The 13,979-nt window shown below is 59.3% G+C and carries 12 protein-coding genes; 6 read left to right on the forward strand and 6 right to left on the reverse strand.

Translation table 11 applies throughout. From position 1 onward, the window contains the following. Positions 1-86: 86 nt before the first annotated feature. Complete coding sequence (locus tag Q0K00_RS09050) at positions 87-647, forward strand: helix-turn-helix domain-containing protein (RefSeq protein WP_297228765.1); 561 nt, start codon at positions 87-89, stop codon at positions 645-647. A gap of 81 nt (positions 648-728) precedes the next feature. On the opposite strand, the gene Q0K00_RS09055 is transcribed toward Q0K00_RS09050, so the two are convergent. Then, entirely contained in the window at positions 729-1,658 is a 930-nt protein-coding gene (locus tag Q0K00_RS09055) for a DMT family transporter (RefSeq protein WP_297228767.1), read from the reverse strand. Positions 1,659-1,721: 63 nt separating this feature from the next. Continuing rightward, positions 1,722-2,477, reverse strand: coding sequence for a creatininase (locus Q0K00_RS09060; protein WP_297228769.1), 756 nt, complete (start codon positions 2,475-2,477; stop codon positions 1,722-1,724). Between the two features lie 291 nt (positions 2,478-2,768). Between Q0K00_RS09060 and Q0K00_RS09065 the strand changes: the two genes are divergently transcribed. Together Q0K00_RS09065 and Q0K00_RS09070 are read left to right on the forward strand one after the other, a co-directional pair. Further along, positions 2,769-3,284 carry an amidohydrolase family protein gene (locus Q0K00_RS09065; RefSeq protein WP_297228771.1) on the forward strand — a complete coding sequence of 172 codons (516 nt, stop codon included), beginning with the start codon at positions 2,769-2,771 and terminating at the stop codon, positions 3,282-3,284. Beyond that, complete coding sequence (locus tag Q0K00_RS09070) at positions 3,269-4,033, forward strand: amidohydrolase family protein (protein ID WP_297228773.1); 765 nt, start codon at positions 3,269-3,271, stop codon at positions 4,031-4,033. Before Q0K00_RS09065 ends, Q0K00_RS09070 begins: the two co-directional genes overlap by 16 nt. A gap of 472 nt (positions 4,034-4,505) precedes the next feature. Here Q0K00_RS09070 and Q0K00_RS09075 read toward each other — a convergent pair whose 3' ends face one another. From Q0K00_RS09075 to Q0K00_RS09090, 4 genes are all read right to left on the reverse strand, one after another. Continuing rightward, a complete protein-coding gene (locus Q0K00_RS09075; protein ID WP_297228775.1) occupies positions 4,506-5,378 on the reverse strand; it encodes an N-6 DNA methylase in 873 nt (290 codons plus the stop codon). 510 nt (positions 5,379-5,888) lie between these two features. Next, the gene (locus tag Q0K00_RS09080; RefSeq protein WP_297228777.1) at positions 5,889-6,641 is read right to left on the reverse strand and encodes a class I SAM-dependent methyltransferase; all 753 of its coding nucleotides are present in this window, start codon (positions 6,639-6,641) and stop codon (positions 5,889-5,891) included. 563 nt (positions 6,642-7,204) lie between these two features. Next, positions 7,205-9,349 carry a U32 family peptidase gene (locus Q0K00_RS09085; RefSeq protein WP_297228778.1) on the reverse strand — a complete coding sequence of 715 codons (2,145 nt, stop codon included), beginning with the start codon at positions 9,347-9,349 and terminating at the stop codon, positions 7,205-7,207. Further along, positions 9,342-10,352 (reverse strand): NAD-dependent epimerase, encoded by a 1,011-nt coding sequence (locus Q0K00_RS09090; RefSeq protein ID WP_297228780.1) that lies wholly within the window; start codon positions 10,350-10,352, stop codon positions 9,342-9,344. Before Q0K00_RS09090 ends, Q0K00_RS09085 begins: the two co-directional genes overlap by 8 nt. Before the next feature lie 103 nt (positions 10,353-10,455). Here Q0K00_RS09090 and Q0K00_RS09095 point away from each other — a divergent pair, with 103 nt between their 5' ends. The 3 genes from Q0K00_RS09095 to Q0K00_RS09105 form a co-directional block, all read left to right on the forward strand. Continuing rightward, positions 10,456-11,319 carry a hypothetical protein gene (locus tag Q0K00_RS09095; protein WP_297228782.1) on the forward strand — a complete coding sequence of 288 codons (864 nt, stop codon included), beginning with the start codon at positions 10,456-10,458 and terminating at the stop codon, positions 11,317-11,319. Positions 11,320-11,392: 73 nt separating this feature from the next. Next, a complete protein-coding gene (locus Q0K00_RS09100; protein WP_297228784.1) occupies positions 11,393-12,625 on the forward strand; it encodes a tetratricopeptide repeat protein in 1,233 nt (410 codons plus the stop codon). 406 nt (positions 12,626-13,031) lie between these two features. Beyond that, positions 13,032-13,979 (forward strand): tetratricopeptide repeat protein (locus Q0K00_RS09105; protein ID WP_297228786.1); only part of this gene is annotated, 948 nt, incomplete at its 3' end.

Consider the following 13,979-nt stretch of genomic DNA (forward strand, 5'->3'; position numbering starts at 1 on the left):
GTGCCCATACATTCCTTTCGGCAATCCATATTGCTGCCATTGTCATTTTTTACCTTTAATGAGTCCTGACCCTAAAGGTCTCCACATTGACTCAGGGGGACAGGGTCATCTGCCTTGTGCTGGCTCCTTCGCGAAAAAAGGCGGATGAGGCACTTGCCTATGTTGAGGCCTCCCGGGAAGTCATCTGTCATCTGTGCGCGGATGACGGTGTGATCCTGGCATTCGGCAGGACGTATGCAGGTGAGCGGGATATACGGAAGAGTTGCAGGGAAGCGCTATCGGCACTGCGTATTGCTGAGAAGGTCCGTGGGTTTACCATAGTTCACCATGAAAATCTCGGTATCTATAACGTGTTGATCCATGTCGATGATGACGAAGTCCTGCGTGAGTGCTATCAGGGTATCCTGCGTCCGTTGCTGGAGTATGACAAAGAGAACAACTCCCTGCTTCTCCCGACAGTCAGGGCCTATCTCCTCTGTAATGGAAACATTACCAAAACGGCACAAGATATTTTTGTCCACCGCAATACGCTGCTTTATCGCTTGAACCAGATACGCGATCTGACGGGATGGGATCTGGAAGATGCCCGGACACGCATGAACCTTCTGCTAAGCATCCTGATCAGGGAGTATCTTCAGGACGCATGAAATCCTCCCGCCTCTCAGCGTGAGGATTTTCGAGGAAGAGTATGGTTGAGACCTCTCCCGCGCCGTCCAGGGCAAGGGGGATCAGCCTTCGGAAGCCAGTGCTTCGCCGGGAGCGCCGGCTTCTTCGTTTTTGTTTTCCTTGGCGAGGGAGAGCATGACGACGCCGATCATGATCAGGGAGCAGGCGACGATCTTGACGTCGGTGATGCTTTCGCCAAGAAGGAGCACGCCGCAGACGATGCTCGTGATCGGCTCAAAAGTCGTCAGGATGGCGGCAGTGGACGCCCCCACATACTTGATGCCGATCTGGAGCAAGGAAAGCGCCACGACCGTGCACAGCAGAGAGAAGGCAAGGGAAATCCCCCACGAAGCCGGTGTAAGCGTTTTCAGGGCGAGATCGTCCATAGCGGCACCGTACACTCCCATGGCGATGGTGCTCATCAGTGCGACATAAAAGGTGATCTTGAACACGGGCTGATTCTTGAGGCCGCTTTTGTCAAGATAGATGATGTAGAAGGCATACGTCACGCCGGAGATCACCGCCAGGGCAAGACCAAGGAACATGCCGCCCCCCAGTCCCTGAGACGTGTCCCCCCCAAAGAAGAAGCAGGCGATGCCGCAAGTGGCCACGAGCAGGGACACCACCTTTTTGAGGCCCAGCTTTTCCTTGAAAAACAGCACACAGCCTATGGTCACGAAGACGGGATAGATGAAGTGTATGGTGGTCGCTATGCCTACGTCGATGAGGGAAAAGGAAATGAAGAGCAGCAGTGTCGTGAAGGCGTTGCCGATGCCGCCAAGGATGGTCAGGCTTATCAGTTCTTTTCCTGTCACCTTGAGGGAGACTCCCTGATAGCGCAGGATAAGGAACAGCACCGGCAGACTCAGGGCGTTACGCAGAAATGTCAGGGTCGTCGGATTGCTGCCGCCGTCGCCGTAAGTCATGGGCCCCAGAGTGAAGGCAAAGCCGAAGGCGATGGCGGAAAGCATGGTCAGGAGTATGCCTTTCATAAGACCTCACTTTGAGGCCGCCGCCGTGAAATCCCGGCGGCGGCCTTCTTGGGATTGCAGCAATTACTTGAATTCCTTCTTGCAGATCTTTTCCAGTTCGATCAGCACGCTGTCGATGATGATCTGTCCGCGTGCGGCGGAGGAGGAGCGGGCCGGGGCGAGCACGCCGGTATCCGGGACGGCCCCCTTGGGCACGGGATAGATGTGGTAGGGGCAGGGGGTGGCGCCCTGGGTATCGACCATGCGGTCTTCATGCACCAGCTCCGGGGCCATGGCCATCATCAGGGACGTTTCCGTCACGGCGGCATGTTCAAAGGCCCAGCCAGGGAAGGGGACTTCGTCGAACACCTTGCTGATGATCTCCTCCGGTATGGGATCCCACCAGTTGGCGATGAGCACCTTGGCCCTGTCGCCATACTTCTGGGTCACGAGATCGACAGCTTCGCACACGAAGGCTTCGTTTTCGAAATGGCAGCTCAGGACGAGGATGTTGCGCACGCCGTCCTTGATGAGTTCTTCCAGGATGTCGAACGTCAGCCGGATAAGCGTTTCCCCGGAGAGATCCACGGTGCCGGGGAAAAGAGGACCGCCGCCGGACAGGGGCTTGGAGCGGTAGCCATAGTTGATGGCGGGGGCCACAACGCCGCCGATGCGTTCCGCCAGCCTTTCCGCAAAGCCCTGGGCCAGCACGGTATCGACGTTCAGCGGCAGATGCGGGCCGTGCTGTTCGCACGCGCCGATGGGCAGGATGGTGACAGCGCCTTCCTTGATCTTGCTGTTGAATTCCATCCAGGTCATTTCACTCATTCTGATTGTCATGATCCATCTCCTTTGCGTATCTGAGGTTGATTCAGTTTCCCCGGGGGGAGGTGTCAGGCCGCCACTCAGGAGCGCAGGTTGAAGCTAGCATCGGGCAGAGGGGCGAACAATGTGCACAATCAACAAAAATGGAAACGCTTGTTTGTGCAGCGGAAGCACAAGCGGGAAGGGCGTTTTTCGTATGATCCGCACCATGCCTTTCTTTTCGCCGGCGGCTATGGTTCGGACATGCGACTTGCCGGGCAAGGCGCATCCCACAGAACAACGCTCGCACTATGAAGGAGAGAAGCGATGACAAGCACCCTGTTCACCAATGCCGCACTGAAGGGGCGGGACGGCCTTGTGGATATCCTTGTGGAAGGCGGAAGGTTCAAAGCCATCGGTCAGGGGGCCGGCGCTGGCGTCACACCGGAACGCATCGTCGATCTCGGCGGTAAGCTGGTCGTGCCGCCGTATTGTGACCCGCATATCCATCTCGACTATGTGTTCACCGCACTCAATCCCGCGGCGGCCAACAAGACCGGTTCACTTTTTGAGGGGATCCAGCGCTGGAGCGAGACCAAGGGGCATCTGAGCAAGGAAGAAATAAAAGCCCGGGCCCGGCAGGCCATGAAGCAGGAGATCCTTACCGGCGTGCAGCATATCCGTACGCATGTGGACGTGACGGACCCCAAGCTCACCGCACTCCAGGCCATGCTGGAGCTGCGTGAAGAAGTGAAGGAGACCTGTGATCTGCAGATCATCGCTTTCCCGCAGGAGGGCATGTATGCCTATAAGGGGGGGATGAGCTGGTGGAAGAGGCTTTGAAGATGGGGGCCGATCTCGTCGGCGCCATCCCTCATTTTGAATTTACCCGTGAAGACGGTGTAAAGAGCGTGCACAAGGCCTTTGAGCTGGCTGTGAAGTACGACAAGATGGTAGACATCCATTGCGATGAAACTGATGATGATCAGTCCCGTTTTCTGGAAGTGCTGGCTGCGGAGGCTTACCGTACCGGCATCGCTGAGCGCGCTACGGCCAGTCATACCTGCGCCATGCATTCGTACAATAACGCGTATGCCTACAAGCTGTTCAAGCTGCTTGGTCTGTCCAAGATCAACTTTATTTCCTGCCCCACGGAAAACATCCATCTGCAGGGCCGCTTCGACGCCTATCCCAAGCGTCGCGGCCTGACGAGAGTCAAGGAGCTTACCGAAGCGGGGATGAACGTGTGCTTTGCCCAGGATTCCATGAGCGATCCGTGGTATCCCGTGGGAAGCGGCAATCTGATGTATGTACTTGATGCCGGTATGCATATCGCGCAGATGATGTCCATTGAAGAACTGGAAAACGCGCTGGACTTCATCACCGTCAAGGGGGCGCGTACTCTCAACATCCTTGACAGATACGGCGTCGAGGAAGGCAAGCCCGCCAACTTTATCGTACTGAACGCGAAGAGCGGCTTTGAAGCCATCTGCAACCGTGTTTCCGTAGCCTGCTCGGTACGCAATGGCGAATTCCTCTTTGAACGCGCTCCTGAAGTGATCACCACTGACAATCCTTTGCTCAAGGGATAATCTCCCCTTTTCCACCGGGTATTGCAAAACCGCTCCGGAGCGGACCATAGAGTGGCCGCTCCGGAGCGGTTTATTTTGGGGGGGCCTCGTCTGTGGAAAGACTTGCCCGGTCAGAAAAAACGTGGGAAAGGGGGGGACTTGATGCCTGCGTGCCCGTCCGCGGGGCCACAACGGGAAAGCGATGCGCTATGGGGCAACATCCAGCAGCCGAGTCGGCCAGGGCCTGTTGACACTATTCGCTCCCTTTCCCCCAAGTCCCCCATCCCTTCCCCAGCGCGCTTTTATCGTGGGAAGAGTCGGGACATGAGGCAGCCTCGCCCCAAAAGCAAGCGGAGCGCATACAGCTTTCTTATCTCTTGAAATTACTTGCAAAATTTATGTTAACAGCCCCTGTCGCCTGAGACAGCATTTGCTCTGCGGTCAGACATGGGGGAGCTTTATTGTGCCTGCGATCGGGGATCCCTTGAAGTTTTCATGGCTCCCGGCTAACGGCCTCAACTTTGCTTAGCGCTCCCTCCTGTCCCGCTCCCGCAAGCCACGGGCAGAAATGGAGGGCTTCCGGCGTCCACCCCGGCCCGCTCCCCCGTTCCAGCGCGTGCAGGAAGAGCGGCGGCAGCAGGCGGCAGTCGGAAGCCGCATCCCGGCGGGCTTCCACCAGCAGACGGAGCGCCGGATGTTGCCGGTCGGCATGGACGGGCAGCAGACGGCGCAGTCCCAGCCGCGCCGAGGACAAGGCCGACAACAGACGGCTGATGTCCCCGGCCGGGAAAATGGCGTAAAAGCGGCCATGATGGGTCAGGAGGCGCGAGGCGGCCCGGCAGAACACGTTCAGGGCGAGCTGACCATCCTCTTTGCGGGACGTCTCCGTATCCGAACACGAGGCGGAGCGCAGGGCCTGCTCCCTGAGCGGCAGGGCCGCCGTTCTGCCCGGCAGATCGTACGGCGGATTGGCCAGGACCGCCGCAAAAGCCGACTGTCCGCATTGCCGCAAAAAAGCGGGATCCCCCACGTCCCCCCGGACGAAACGACAGGACGGCAGTCCCAGCATCTTCGCATTTTTCCGGGCGGCGGCGCAGAGTGCTTCCTTGTCGTCCATCCCCAGCGACAAAGACGGCGATCGTGTCAGTGCCGGATGCAGCAGCAGGGCAAAGAGCGCCGCGCCGCACCCACAGCCCAGTTCCGCCACTGCGGCTACGCGCCCGGCTTCTCCAAGGCAGTGGGCCGCCCAGGCCCCCAGCAGCAGGGCGTCAGCGCCGAAACGGTACGCGCCCGGCGGCTGTTCCAGTCCACAGGGAAAGGCGGAACGAGCCGCGGCAACGGAGGCGGGGAGACAGATGTCGGACATGGGCGGTGGTGCGAAGAAAAAAGGAGGCGCTATTCGGTCGCTCCCCTTCCTCTCAAACAAGTAGTGGATAGCGTTGACGAGCCCCAGGGGCTCTTCCCCTTGCAACTCCGATAACGGGGGAAGAATTGGCGAAGAAGACCATTTGTCTGTTCATTGAGTCCTCATTCACCGGGACAGCCTGCATGACAAAAGTAACTTGCTGTCCCTAATACGCATCTATCTGCTTGTGATGTAAAAAATCCCTCCCTTAGAGTATTCTGCCTTTGAACAAGGCAAAATGTGAGGCAGCGGCATAACGCCGCCCGGCCCAACGTGAGCGGAAAACCACGTTTTTTCCGCGAAACGCCAGGCCATAAAGTTTGGAACGCAAAGCGCTTCACACCGAAAATGCTCTAAAAGCGTCTCAAAATGAAAGTTTTTTAGCATTCTTTGGGATGTAGCTGGAGACTATCTGTTTACTTCATAGTGGTATGTCGTTCATCTTGCCCCTGACTGCACCGACTGAATTTGCTATACGCTGCATTCATAAATGAACATTTCGCATTCGTCGTTATTTGCCGGTTCTTTCTGGAAATTTGAATATGTCGCTATACTTTTGAATCCACATTTTTTTAAATATTCTTCCATTTCACCATATTGATACAGGTGTGCTTGAAAATCCATATTTTCTCTTCGCCACAATTCATCACCGTTGTAGAGTTCATAAACAGATGGCGAAAACTGTGTCTGACTATCTTTATCATAGTGCTTTTTCATTTTCAAAATCAACTCATGCCCTTCTTTTGTTTTTACAGAGGCGCGTACTTTGTACGTATTGTCCTCATCACACCTTGTAAAAACAGTATCAACAGCAAACACGAATTTCCCGCCAACAGCCAATAATTTTTTCATCTCTTGTAAAATGCTTTCGCACATACGCATATCTGTAAACAAGGAAATAGACCCTGAAGGAATAAAAATATAATCAAAAATTTCCTGTACAGTATAGTTAGCAATGTCCGCCTGTATCACTTGTGCATTCGGCGCTTTCTGTTTTAGCTTGTCCAGCATCTCTTTTGATAAATCTATTCCGTAAATATTAAATCCACGCTCCAAAAATGGAATCAAAAATCTTCCATTACCGCACAAAGGTTCTAAAATTTTTTTCCCCTTTTCTGCATAGGAGAGATAGAAATCAAGTTCGTCCTGCGGAGCCTGTTCATGCAAGATTTCATACATATCGGTACACAAGCTTCCGTAATAATTTTGCTTTACTTCATCCATTTCAAGTATTCCCATCAAAATAAGTTGGTAATTCCGAAATGTAACTAAAATGTTTTTTACTGCCATTATGCTTTATAAGAATATTGGTATTCCATACCAATATTTTGCATAACACCACAACTTCGGGGATTATTTCTGTCATGAGTTGCTGTTATATGAGGCAGGCCGTCCTTAATCATGATGTTCTTCAATTCCAGCCGCGGGGCAGGGCGGCAAGGTGGCAGCGACCGAAAGGCAGCCCGCAGACCGTGCCCGTTAGGGCCTATTAACATAAAATTTATAATTTATTCAAATGGATAAGGAAATAAAGCCGTGTGCAAGATCTGCTTACCCTCCGGGGCGAGGCTGCCTCGTCCTTGGAATCTTTCTCTGCTAAAAGCGCGCTGGGGAAGGGATAGGGGGCTTGGGGGAAAGGGGAACCCCTCCCGCGCCGGCGGAGGGGTTCCCCTTTCCCCCAAACAAGCAGTAAACAGTGTTAACAGGCCGTTAGACGACGCAGGAGCCTTACGGGCATCGACAGCAGAGCGAGGGGGCCCCCTTTCCCCCAAACAAGCAGCGGAAAGCTACAGCAAGGCGCCTTCCCAGTTGAAGAGACCGGGGCGGCGGGCTTCCGGCAGACCTTGCGGGACGTGTTCATCCAGTCGGGCAAAGAAGCTGTAGCCCGCGGCTTGCAGTTCCTGCCGTTGTTCGCTGAGATCCATCGGCCAGCCGGGATATATCCAGATATTGCCGCCGTAGTTGCGGGCCCAGAACACTTCCCCCTTGGGGCTCATGAACGGTTCATTGGGCTTGACGCCCAGCAGACCGAAACGGCTGATCCCCACAGGCCAGAAGCCGGAAAGCACCATGCCCAGCGGCAGCGGGCTCTGCTTCGGCAGGACGAGATAATCCTCCCGCGAGAGTTCCGGGCTGACGTACGCTGCGGAAAAGCCCATGTCCCGCAAGACCGCAAGCGCCGCCACGTTGGCGATATTGCAGAAGGGCCCGGCCACGAGATCGAGCTCTCCTCCCTTGAGGTCGGACGGGAAGAGATCCTTCTGCCAGGGGGCATTGCAGACGAAATGCCGTGCGCCTTCCCGGCAGAGCCGTTCGATGCGCCGCCGCACGCCCTCCTCTTCCTCGGGCCAGATGACGGGCGGCAGCCACCAGCTGATGCGCGGGGCCACCGTGCGGGAGATGTCCGCCGTGCGCGGCGAGAGCCAGAGTCCGGTGATCTGCTGCCGACTGCCGCGTGTTTCCCGTCCTTGCGGCAGGCCGGGCCGTACCACCGTATCCGGGCGAGGCGAAGGCTTGACCGCCGGAGGGAAGACCGGCGCCTTTTCCACCGCCCGGCTTTCCCGCACGGGCAGCGCATTGAGGCGGCCCTGCCATTCCCGCAGCAGGTCCATGAGTTCCGGTTCCCGCCGGTCGATGAGGAATACCGGCGTCCCGGCCTTGGGCGTCTTGTGGCGGGGCAGACGCAGGAGCAGCGTCCCGGCCTTGGGGATGCGTCGCGTCACCGGCAGCGTGGCGTGCCAGCGTTCGTCTTCCACACCTATGCGCAGGTAATCTTGCGGCAGGAGCTCAAAATGCGGCTTGAGGGTGACGCGGCCGTCCTGTTCGATGCGGATCTTGCCCGCCAGCAGACCGGAACTCGTCATGCCGGAGGGCGATGTGGGGATGGTATTGTCCTTTTGCGGCAGGAAACGTGCCCGGGTCCCGGGCCGCCCCAGCGCCATTTCAAGGATCTCCTCGGCGTCCTTGCGGGCCTGCGCATCGCCGGGGTTGTCCCGCAACATGCGATAGGCCGTCACCACATGGTAGACGTAGTGCGGCCCTTTCTTGCGGCCCTCGATCTTCCAGGACACGAGATGCGGGATATGGAGCAGCGTCTTGGCCAGCACATCCAGCGACAGGTCGAGACAGGAGAAAAAGCGCCCTTCTCTGCCCTTGCCCGGCGATCGGCGCTGTTCGCGTCCTTCCCGGCCCTGTGGTTGCAATTCCCGCAACGGACGGCCTTTGCGGCGGGCCTCCTCCTGCGCGATCTGCTGTTCGGCCTGCCGGAACATCGCCGCAGCGGCGGAACCTCCCTGCCGGTAGACACGACGGCAAGGCTGCACGCAGCGTCCGCGCAGACCGCTCTTGCCGCCCATGTAGCTGGACCAGTAGCAACGCCCGGAAACGCAATAGCAGAGCGCGCCGTGGATGAAGCATTCCAGATCGAGCCCGTCGGGACAGGCTTCGCCCATGAGGCGGATCTCGTCAATGGAGAGTTCGCGCGGCAGGATGACGCGGCTCGCCCCCAACGCCTTTGCGGTCAGCAGGCTTTGCGGACTGGTGAGGTTGCCCAGCGTCGAGAGGAAGAGCCCTCCCTCGAAACCGGCCTGCCGGGCGATGTCCACAAAGGCCAGATCCTGCACGATGAGTCCGTCCGGCTTCACCTGCCGGGCCAGTCGATGGATGAGGCGGTAGGCGGCTGCCGGTTCGCCGGGTTTGACCAGCGTATTCATGGCCACATACACGCGGGCCTGTTCGCTGTGGGCAAGGTCGGTCAGGCGGGACAGCTCGGTGAGGCTGAAGTTCTCCGCCTGCATACGGGCGGAAAAATGCTTGAGTCCCAAATAGATGGCGTCAGCTCCGGCGGCCAGTCCCGCCAGGAGGGAGGGCGTATCCCCGGCCGGGGCCAGGATCTCGGGACGTTGTGGCGTGGGCAGAGGGATGTCATGCATAGTTGTAATATTCCTTGAACCAGCTCACGAATCTCGCCATGCCCACCTTCAGGGGGGTCAGCGGCGCAAAGCCCGTGGCGGCGGCAAGATCGTCGATGTCGGCCCACGTCGCCCGCACGTCGCCGGGCTGCATGGGCAAAAGCTCCCGCCGGGCCTTGCGGCCGAGCGCTTCTTCCAGAGCGGCGATAAAGTCGTTGAGCTCCACCGTCTGGTTGTTGCCGATGTTGTAGATGCGCCACGGGGCGCTGCTCGTGGCGGGGTCGGGCGTATCGGCATCCCATTGCGGATCGGGGCGGGCCGCCAGCGGCAGCAGGCGCACCATCCCCTCCACGATGTCGTCGATGTAGGTGAAGTCCCGTCGCATACGGCCTTCGTTGAACACCTTGATGGGCTCGTCCCGCATGATGGCATGGGCAAAGAGCTGGAGGGCCATATCCGGCCTGCCCCAGGGGCCGTACACCGTAAAGAAGCGCAAGCCCGTGCAGGGCAGCCCGTAAAGATGGGCGTAGGAATGGGCCATGAGCTCGTTGCTTTTCTTGGTGGCGGCGTACAGGCTCACCGGATGGTTGACGGCGGCGTGTTCGGAATAGGGCTGGTGCGAGTTCAGTCCGTATACCGACGAGGAGGAAGCAAAGACGAGGTGCTCCACCTTGTGGTGGCGGCAGCCTTCCAGCACATTGCCGAAGCCCACCAGATTGGAGCTGATGTAGGAGGCCGGGTTCTGCAGACTGTAGCGCACTCCGGCCTGTGCGGCCAGATTGACCACATGGCTGAAGCCCTCCGCCGCAAAAAGCTTTTCCATGCTCGCGCCGTCCGCCAGATCGGCCTGTACGAAACGAAAGCCGGGCCGGGCTTCCAGCCGGGCCAGTCGATCCCGTTTGAGCCGCACATCATAGTAATCGTTACAGTTGTCCAGCCCCACGACGCTGTGACCATCCGCCACGAGCCGTTGCGCAAGGTGGTAGCCGATGAAACCGGCAGCGCCGGTGACAAGCACATGCATGATCTTGCTCCTCCTCCCCGAGAGTATGCCAGAAGATGCGCAGGAGCAAGCGGCTTTCCACGCCGTCTTGTCGCTTGCGGGGAATTCTGTTACAGGATGATACATGAAAAAAACTGTATCTTCTTCCTCATCGAAGGCGTCCCATTGGACGGAAAGCCGCCACAAGGACATCATCATCTATCTGCTTGTGGCCATCTTCCTGCTGGAACTGGCCGTAGGCGGGGCCTCCGCCATCTACGGCATCATACACGCCGAACCCGTGGAGCCCGGCGGGCCGCCCCTGCCGCGCTTTCCGTGGCTGGGCTGGGGGCTGGCGGCCCTGCTGCTGCCCGTGGGCCTGCTGCTGATCCTGCACCTTTCCGGCCTGCTGGTGGCCCGGACGCTGGAACGCCCCGCCGGGGGCGAGCCCGCTGCGGAAGGTCAGACCGTCGGACAGGCTGCCGCAACCTCCCTGCCGCCGCATGTGGAGCGTTTCTACAGCATCGTGCGCCATGCGCCCACGGTAGTCATCCTGCTTTCCCTGCTGGTATTCGGCGGGCTGCTGCTCTTCGTGGACGGCCTGGTGGAGACGCTCGGTCGTCTGGGCGGCGCCATGATGGTCTATCTGCCCTGGATCGTGGGGGGGCTCGTCATCTTCCTTACCGTCTGCTACGTGACCCGGCAGTTTTTCCTCTACCGGCACCATCAGATGGAGCGGGAATACGCCTTCCGGCAGGCCGTGCTGGAACGTACCGGCATCATCCTGCTGCCTGACGGCAAGACGCCGTTGGAGATCCCGCCAGCGGCCCTGAATGCCCTGCCCGCCGCGGCCCCCACGAGCCCGCCCACTGCCCCGGTCGCGGGGATCGCTTCGGATGTCCCCCCTGCTGGCCCATCCGGCCCGGATGCGCCGGATGATGCCGCGGACGACATCGTGGACGCCGACATCTCCCCCGCCGCCCCGGCGGATGACGACAAAACAGCCTGAGCGCCGAACGGAGCCGACATCCATGATGCAGCGGGCCGATACTCCGAATGCCAGCGAGCGGAAGGAGCGTTTTTTGTACATTTGCGTGGTATTGGCGTTGGTGTGCACGTTCCTTTTTACCGCGTTCTGCTTCCACCTTTTTGTCGAGTGTACACGCCTGGCCCCGCAAATATCGGGCGGCTGTCTGGAGAGGTTCGATGCCGCTTTCCGCTGTCTCCTGGCAGCCGGCTGCGGAGACGCCGAAGCGCAGGCCCGTCTGGGCGAGCTGTACGCCAAGGGCAAGAACTACGATTTTCGTCCATATGAGGAGAAATCGCTGGCCTGGTACCGCAAGGCTGCCGAGCAGGGCCATGCCGGAGCCCAGTTCGCCGTGGGTGAAGCCTGCAGAAACGGAAGCGGGACGGAGCTGGACAGGGTGGCGGCGGCCGACTGGTATCGCAAGGCGGCGGTACAAGGACACGCCGAAGCCCAGTACCGTCTGGCCCTCATGTACCATGACGGCAACGACATACCGAGAGACAAGGACGAAGCCCTCCGGTGGTATCGCAAGGCGGCGGAACAGGGACACGCCAAAGCCCAGTACCGTCTGGCCCTCATGTACCATGACGGCGATGGCGTACCCAGGGACAAGGCCGAAGCCATCCACCTGTTCCGTATGGCGGCTGAGGGAGGCGATGCCGAGGCTCTGTGGCGTCTCGGCAAGATGTATGAAAAGGGCGACTGCCTGCCACAGGACAGGGAGAAGGCGCTCCGCTTCTTCCAGGAGGCCGCCAGACGGCTGCATGGTGGGGCCCAGTTCGCTCTGGGCATGGCCTACGCTTTGGGCGACGGCCTGCCGCAGAGCGATAGATGGGCGCTGTTCTGGATCAATTCCGCGCTGGAAATGAGGAGGGCTCTGCAGCATACCTATTTTGCCGATATCGAGGACGCGCGGCTCAGGGCAGAGATGGTCAGCTGGGTCCGCAGGATGGCGGAACTGGGGTACGCCTCGGCCCAAATCATCCTGGGCAGCATGTATGCCTGTGGAGACGGCGTGCCGCAGGACAAGAACGAAGCTGTTCTCTGGCTCCGGAAGGCCAGGGATCAGGCAAGAGATGGTCGTGACCGCGATCGTGCCCGCGCCCTTCTGGAGATGTCGGCGCTTGAAGGCTACGGTCTGCCGCAGGACAAGGCGGGGCAACAGCCGGACGGGACGTCAGGCCCGGGGCCCGGACGGCTCCCCTCCGCCGCGCCGGAGCTCCCGCGCCTTCCCGATGTCCCGGAGGCCCCGTATTCCCCTTCAGCGGGAACGCAAAACCTGCACTGACGATGCGCAGGGTTGAGCGTCAGGCAGAGGGATTTTCCATGCGTTTGCCCCTCCCGTTCCGACAGTGAGCGAATGCCGGTCTGCCGGATGTCGGAGACTCTTCCCTTTTTCAAACAGTGGTTTTGGGGCCTCCCGTCTGACGCCGGGAGACAGGCGCAGAGGATATAGAGCTTTTTCAGTTTGAAACGCTTCGCGTTCCAAACCATACGGCTTGGCGTTTTGCGGAAAAAACGCGGTCATTCCGCTTGGTTTTGGCCGGGCGGCCTGTGCCGCCGCTTCGCGTTTCACCTTTATCAAAGGTGAAACGCTCTAAATTATTTGTAAACTTGCGTTAACAGGCCCTGGCCACAGGTCTCAGACGGCATATTTGCCGAGAGGAACATCCAGACTGCAAGGAAGGAGCGGTATGCCGCAAAAAAAAGAGGCCACGACCCGGTATACGGACAAGAACGGTCCGCAGTTCTTGCGGAAGATCCTTGCGGCCGCCGCGCTTCCCCGTGCCGTCCTCAGGTGCAGATCCTTTTTCAAATCGCTTTTCAGCAAGGGAGAGGACAGACCACTGCCTCAGCGTACGCTGCTGGCGGCGGCCATATGCCTCCCCCTTGCCGCCATCTGCCTCAGCACCGTTACCGAAAACGCGTTTTTCATCCTGGGGGAGGAGCGCGGTCGCGGGATGGACAAGGCCTATGCCGCCCTCCGTTGCCGCCTGTCAGCCGGACTGGGAGACGTCGAAGCGCAGGTCCGTTTGGCCAAGCTGTACGCCGAAGGCCACGGCCTGCCCCGGGATGAGGAAAAATCGCTGTTCTGGTATGGCGAGGCCGCCGGGCAGGGCCATGCCGAAGCCCAGCGCTATCTGGCCTTTGAAGCGTACTCTCTGACATGGGCCGAAATGGCCCGCTGGCGTCAAAAGCTGGCGGATCAGGGGGATGTCAGGGCGAAATATCTGCTGGGCGACATGTATGCCAAAGGCATAGGCGTGCCGCAGGACAAAGCCGAAGCCCTTTACTGGTTCCGCAGTGCGGCGGACCAGGAGTATGACAGTGCGCAGTTCATGCTGGGCGACATGTATGCCGCAAGCGACGGCGTGCCGCAGGATAAGGTCCTGGCAGCAGAATGGTTCCGCAAGGCGGCGGAACAGGGACATGGCGAGGCGCGGTTCCGGCTGGGCGGCATGTATGCCAAAGGCGACGGCGTGCCGCAGGACAAGGCCGAAGCCGCCTGCTGGTACCGCAAGGCGGCGCTGCGAGGGCATGACGAGGCGGCCTTCGAGCTCGGCAGCATGTATGCCAAAGGCGACGGCGTGCCGCAGGACAAGGCCGAAGCGGCCTGCTGGTACCGCAAGGCGGCGGAACAG

The sequence above is a fragment of the uncultured Desulfovibrio sp. genome, assembly GCF_944327235.1.
Lineage (GTDB): Bacteria > Desulfobacterota > Desulfovibrionia > Desulfovibrionales > Desulfovibrionaceae > Desulfovibrio.

What these genes read in the sequence shown, in the direction of transcription:
- Q0K00_RS09055 (WP_297228767.1), bottom strand. Translation starts at nt 1,658, where the DNA reads ATGAAAGGCATACTCCTGACCATGCTTTCCGCCATCGCCTTCGGCTTT.
- Q0K00_RS09060 (WP_297228769.1), bottom strand. Translation starts at nt 2,477, where the DNA reads ATGACAATCAGAATGAGTGAAATGACCTGGATGGAATTCAACAGCAAG.
- Q0K00_RS09065 (WP_297228771.1), top strand. Translation starts at nt 2,769, where the DNA reads ATGACAAGCACCCTGTTCACCAATGCCGCACTGAAGGGGCGGGACGGC.
- Q0K00_RS09075 (WP_297228775.1), bottom strand. Translation starts at nt 5,378, where the DNA reads ATGTCCGACATCTGTCTCCCCGCCTCCGTTGCCGCGGCTCGTTCCGCC.
- Q0K00_RS09080 (WP_297228777.1), bottom strand. Translation starts at nt 6,641, where the DNA reads ATGGATGAAGTAAAGCAAAATTATTACGGAAGCTTGTGTACCGATATG.
- Q0K00_RS09085 (WP_297228778.1), bottom strand. Translation starts at nt 9,349, where the DNA reads ATGCATGACATCCCTCTGCCCACGCCACAACGTCCCGAGATCCTGGCC.
- Q0K00_RS09090 (WP_297228780.1), bottom strand. Translation starts at nt 10,352, where the DNA reads ATGCATGTGCTTGTCACCGGCGCTGCCGGTTTCATCGGCTACCACCTT.
- Q0K00_RS09095 (WP_297228782.1), top strand. Translation starts at nt 10,456, where the DNA reads ATGAAAAAAACTGTATCTTCTTCCTCATCGAAGGCGTCCCATTGGACG.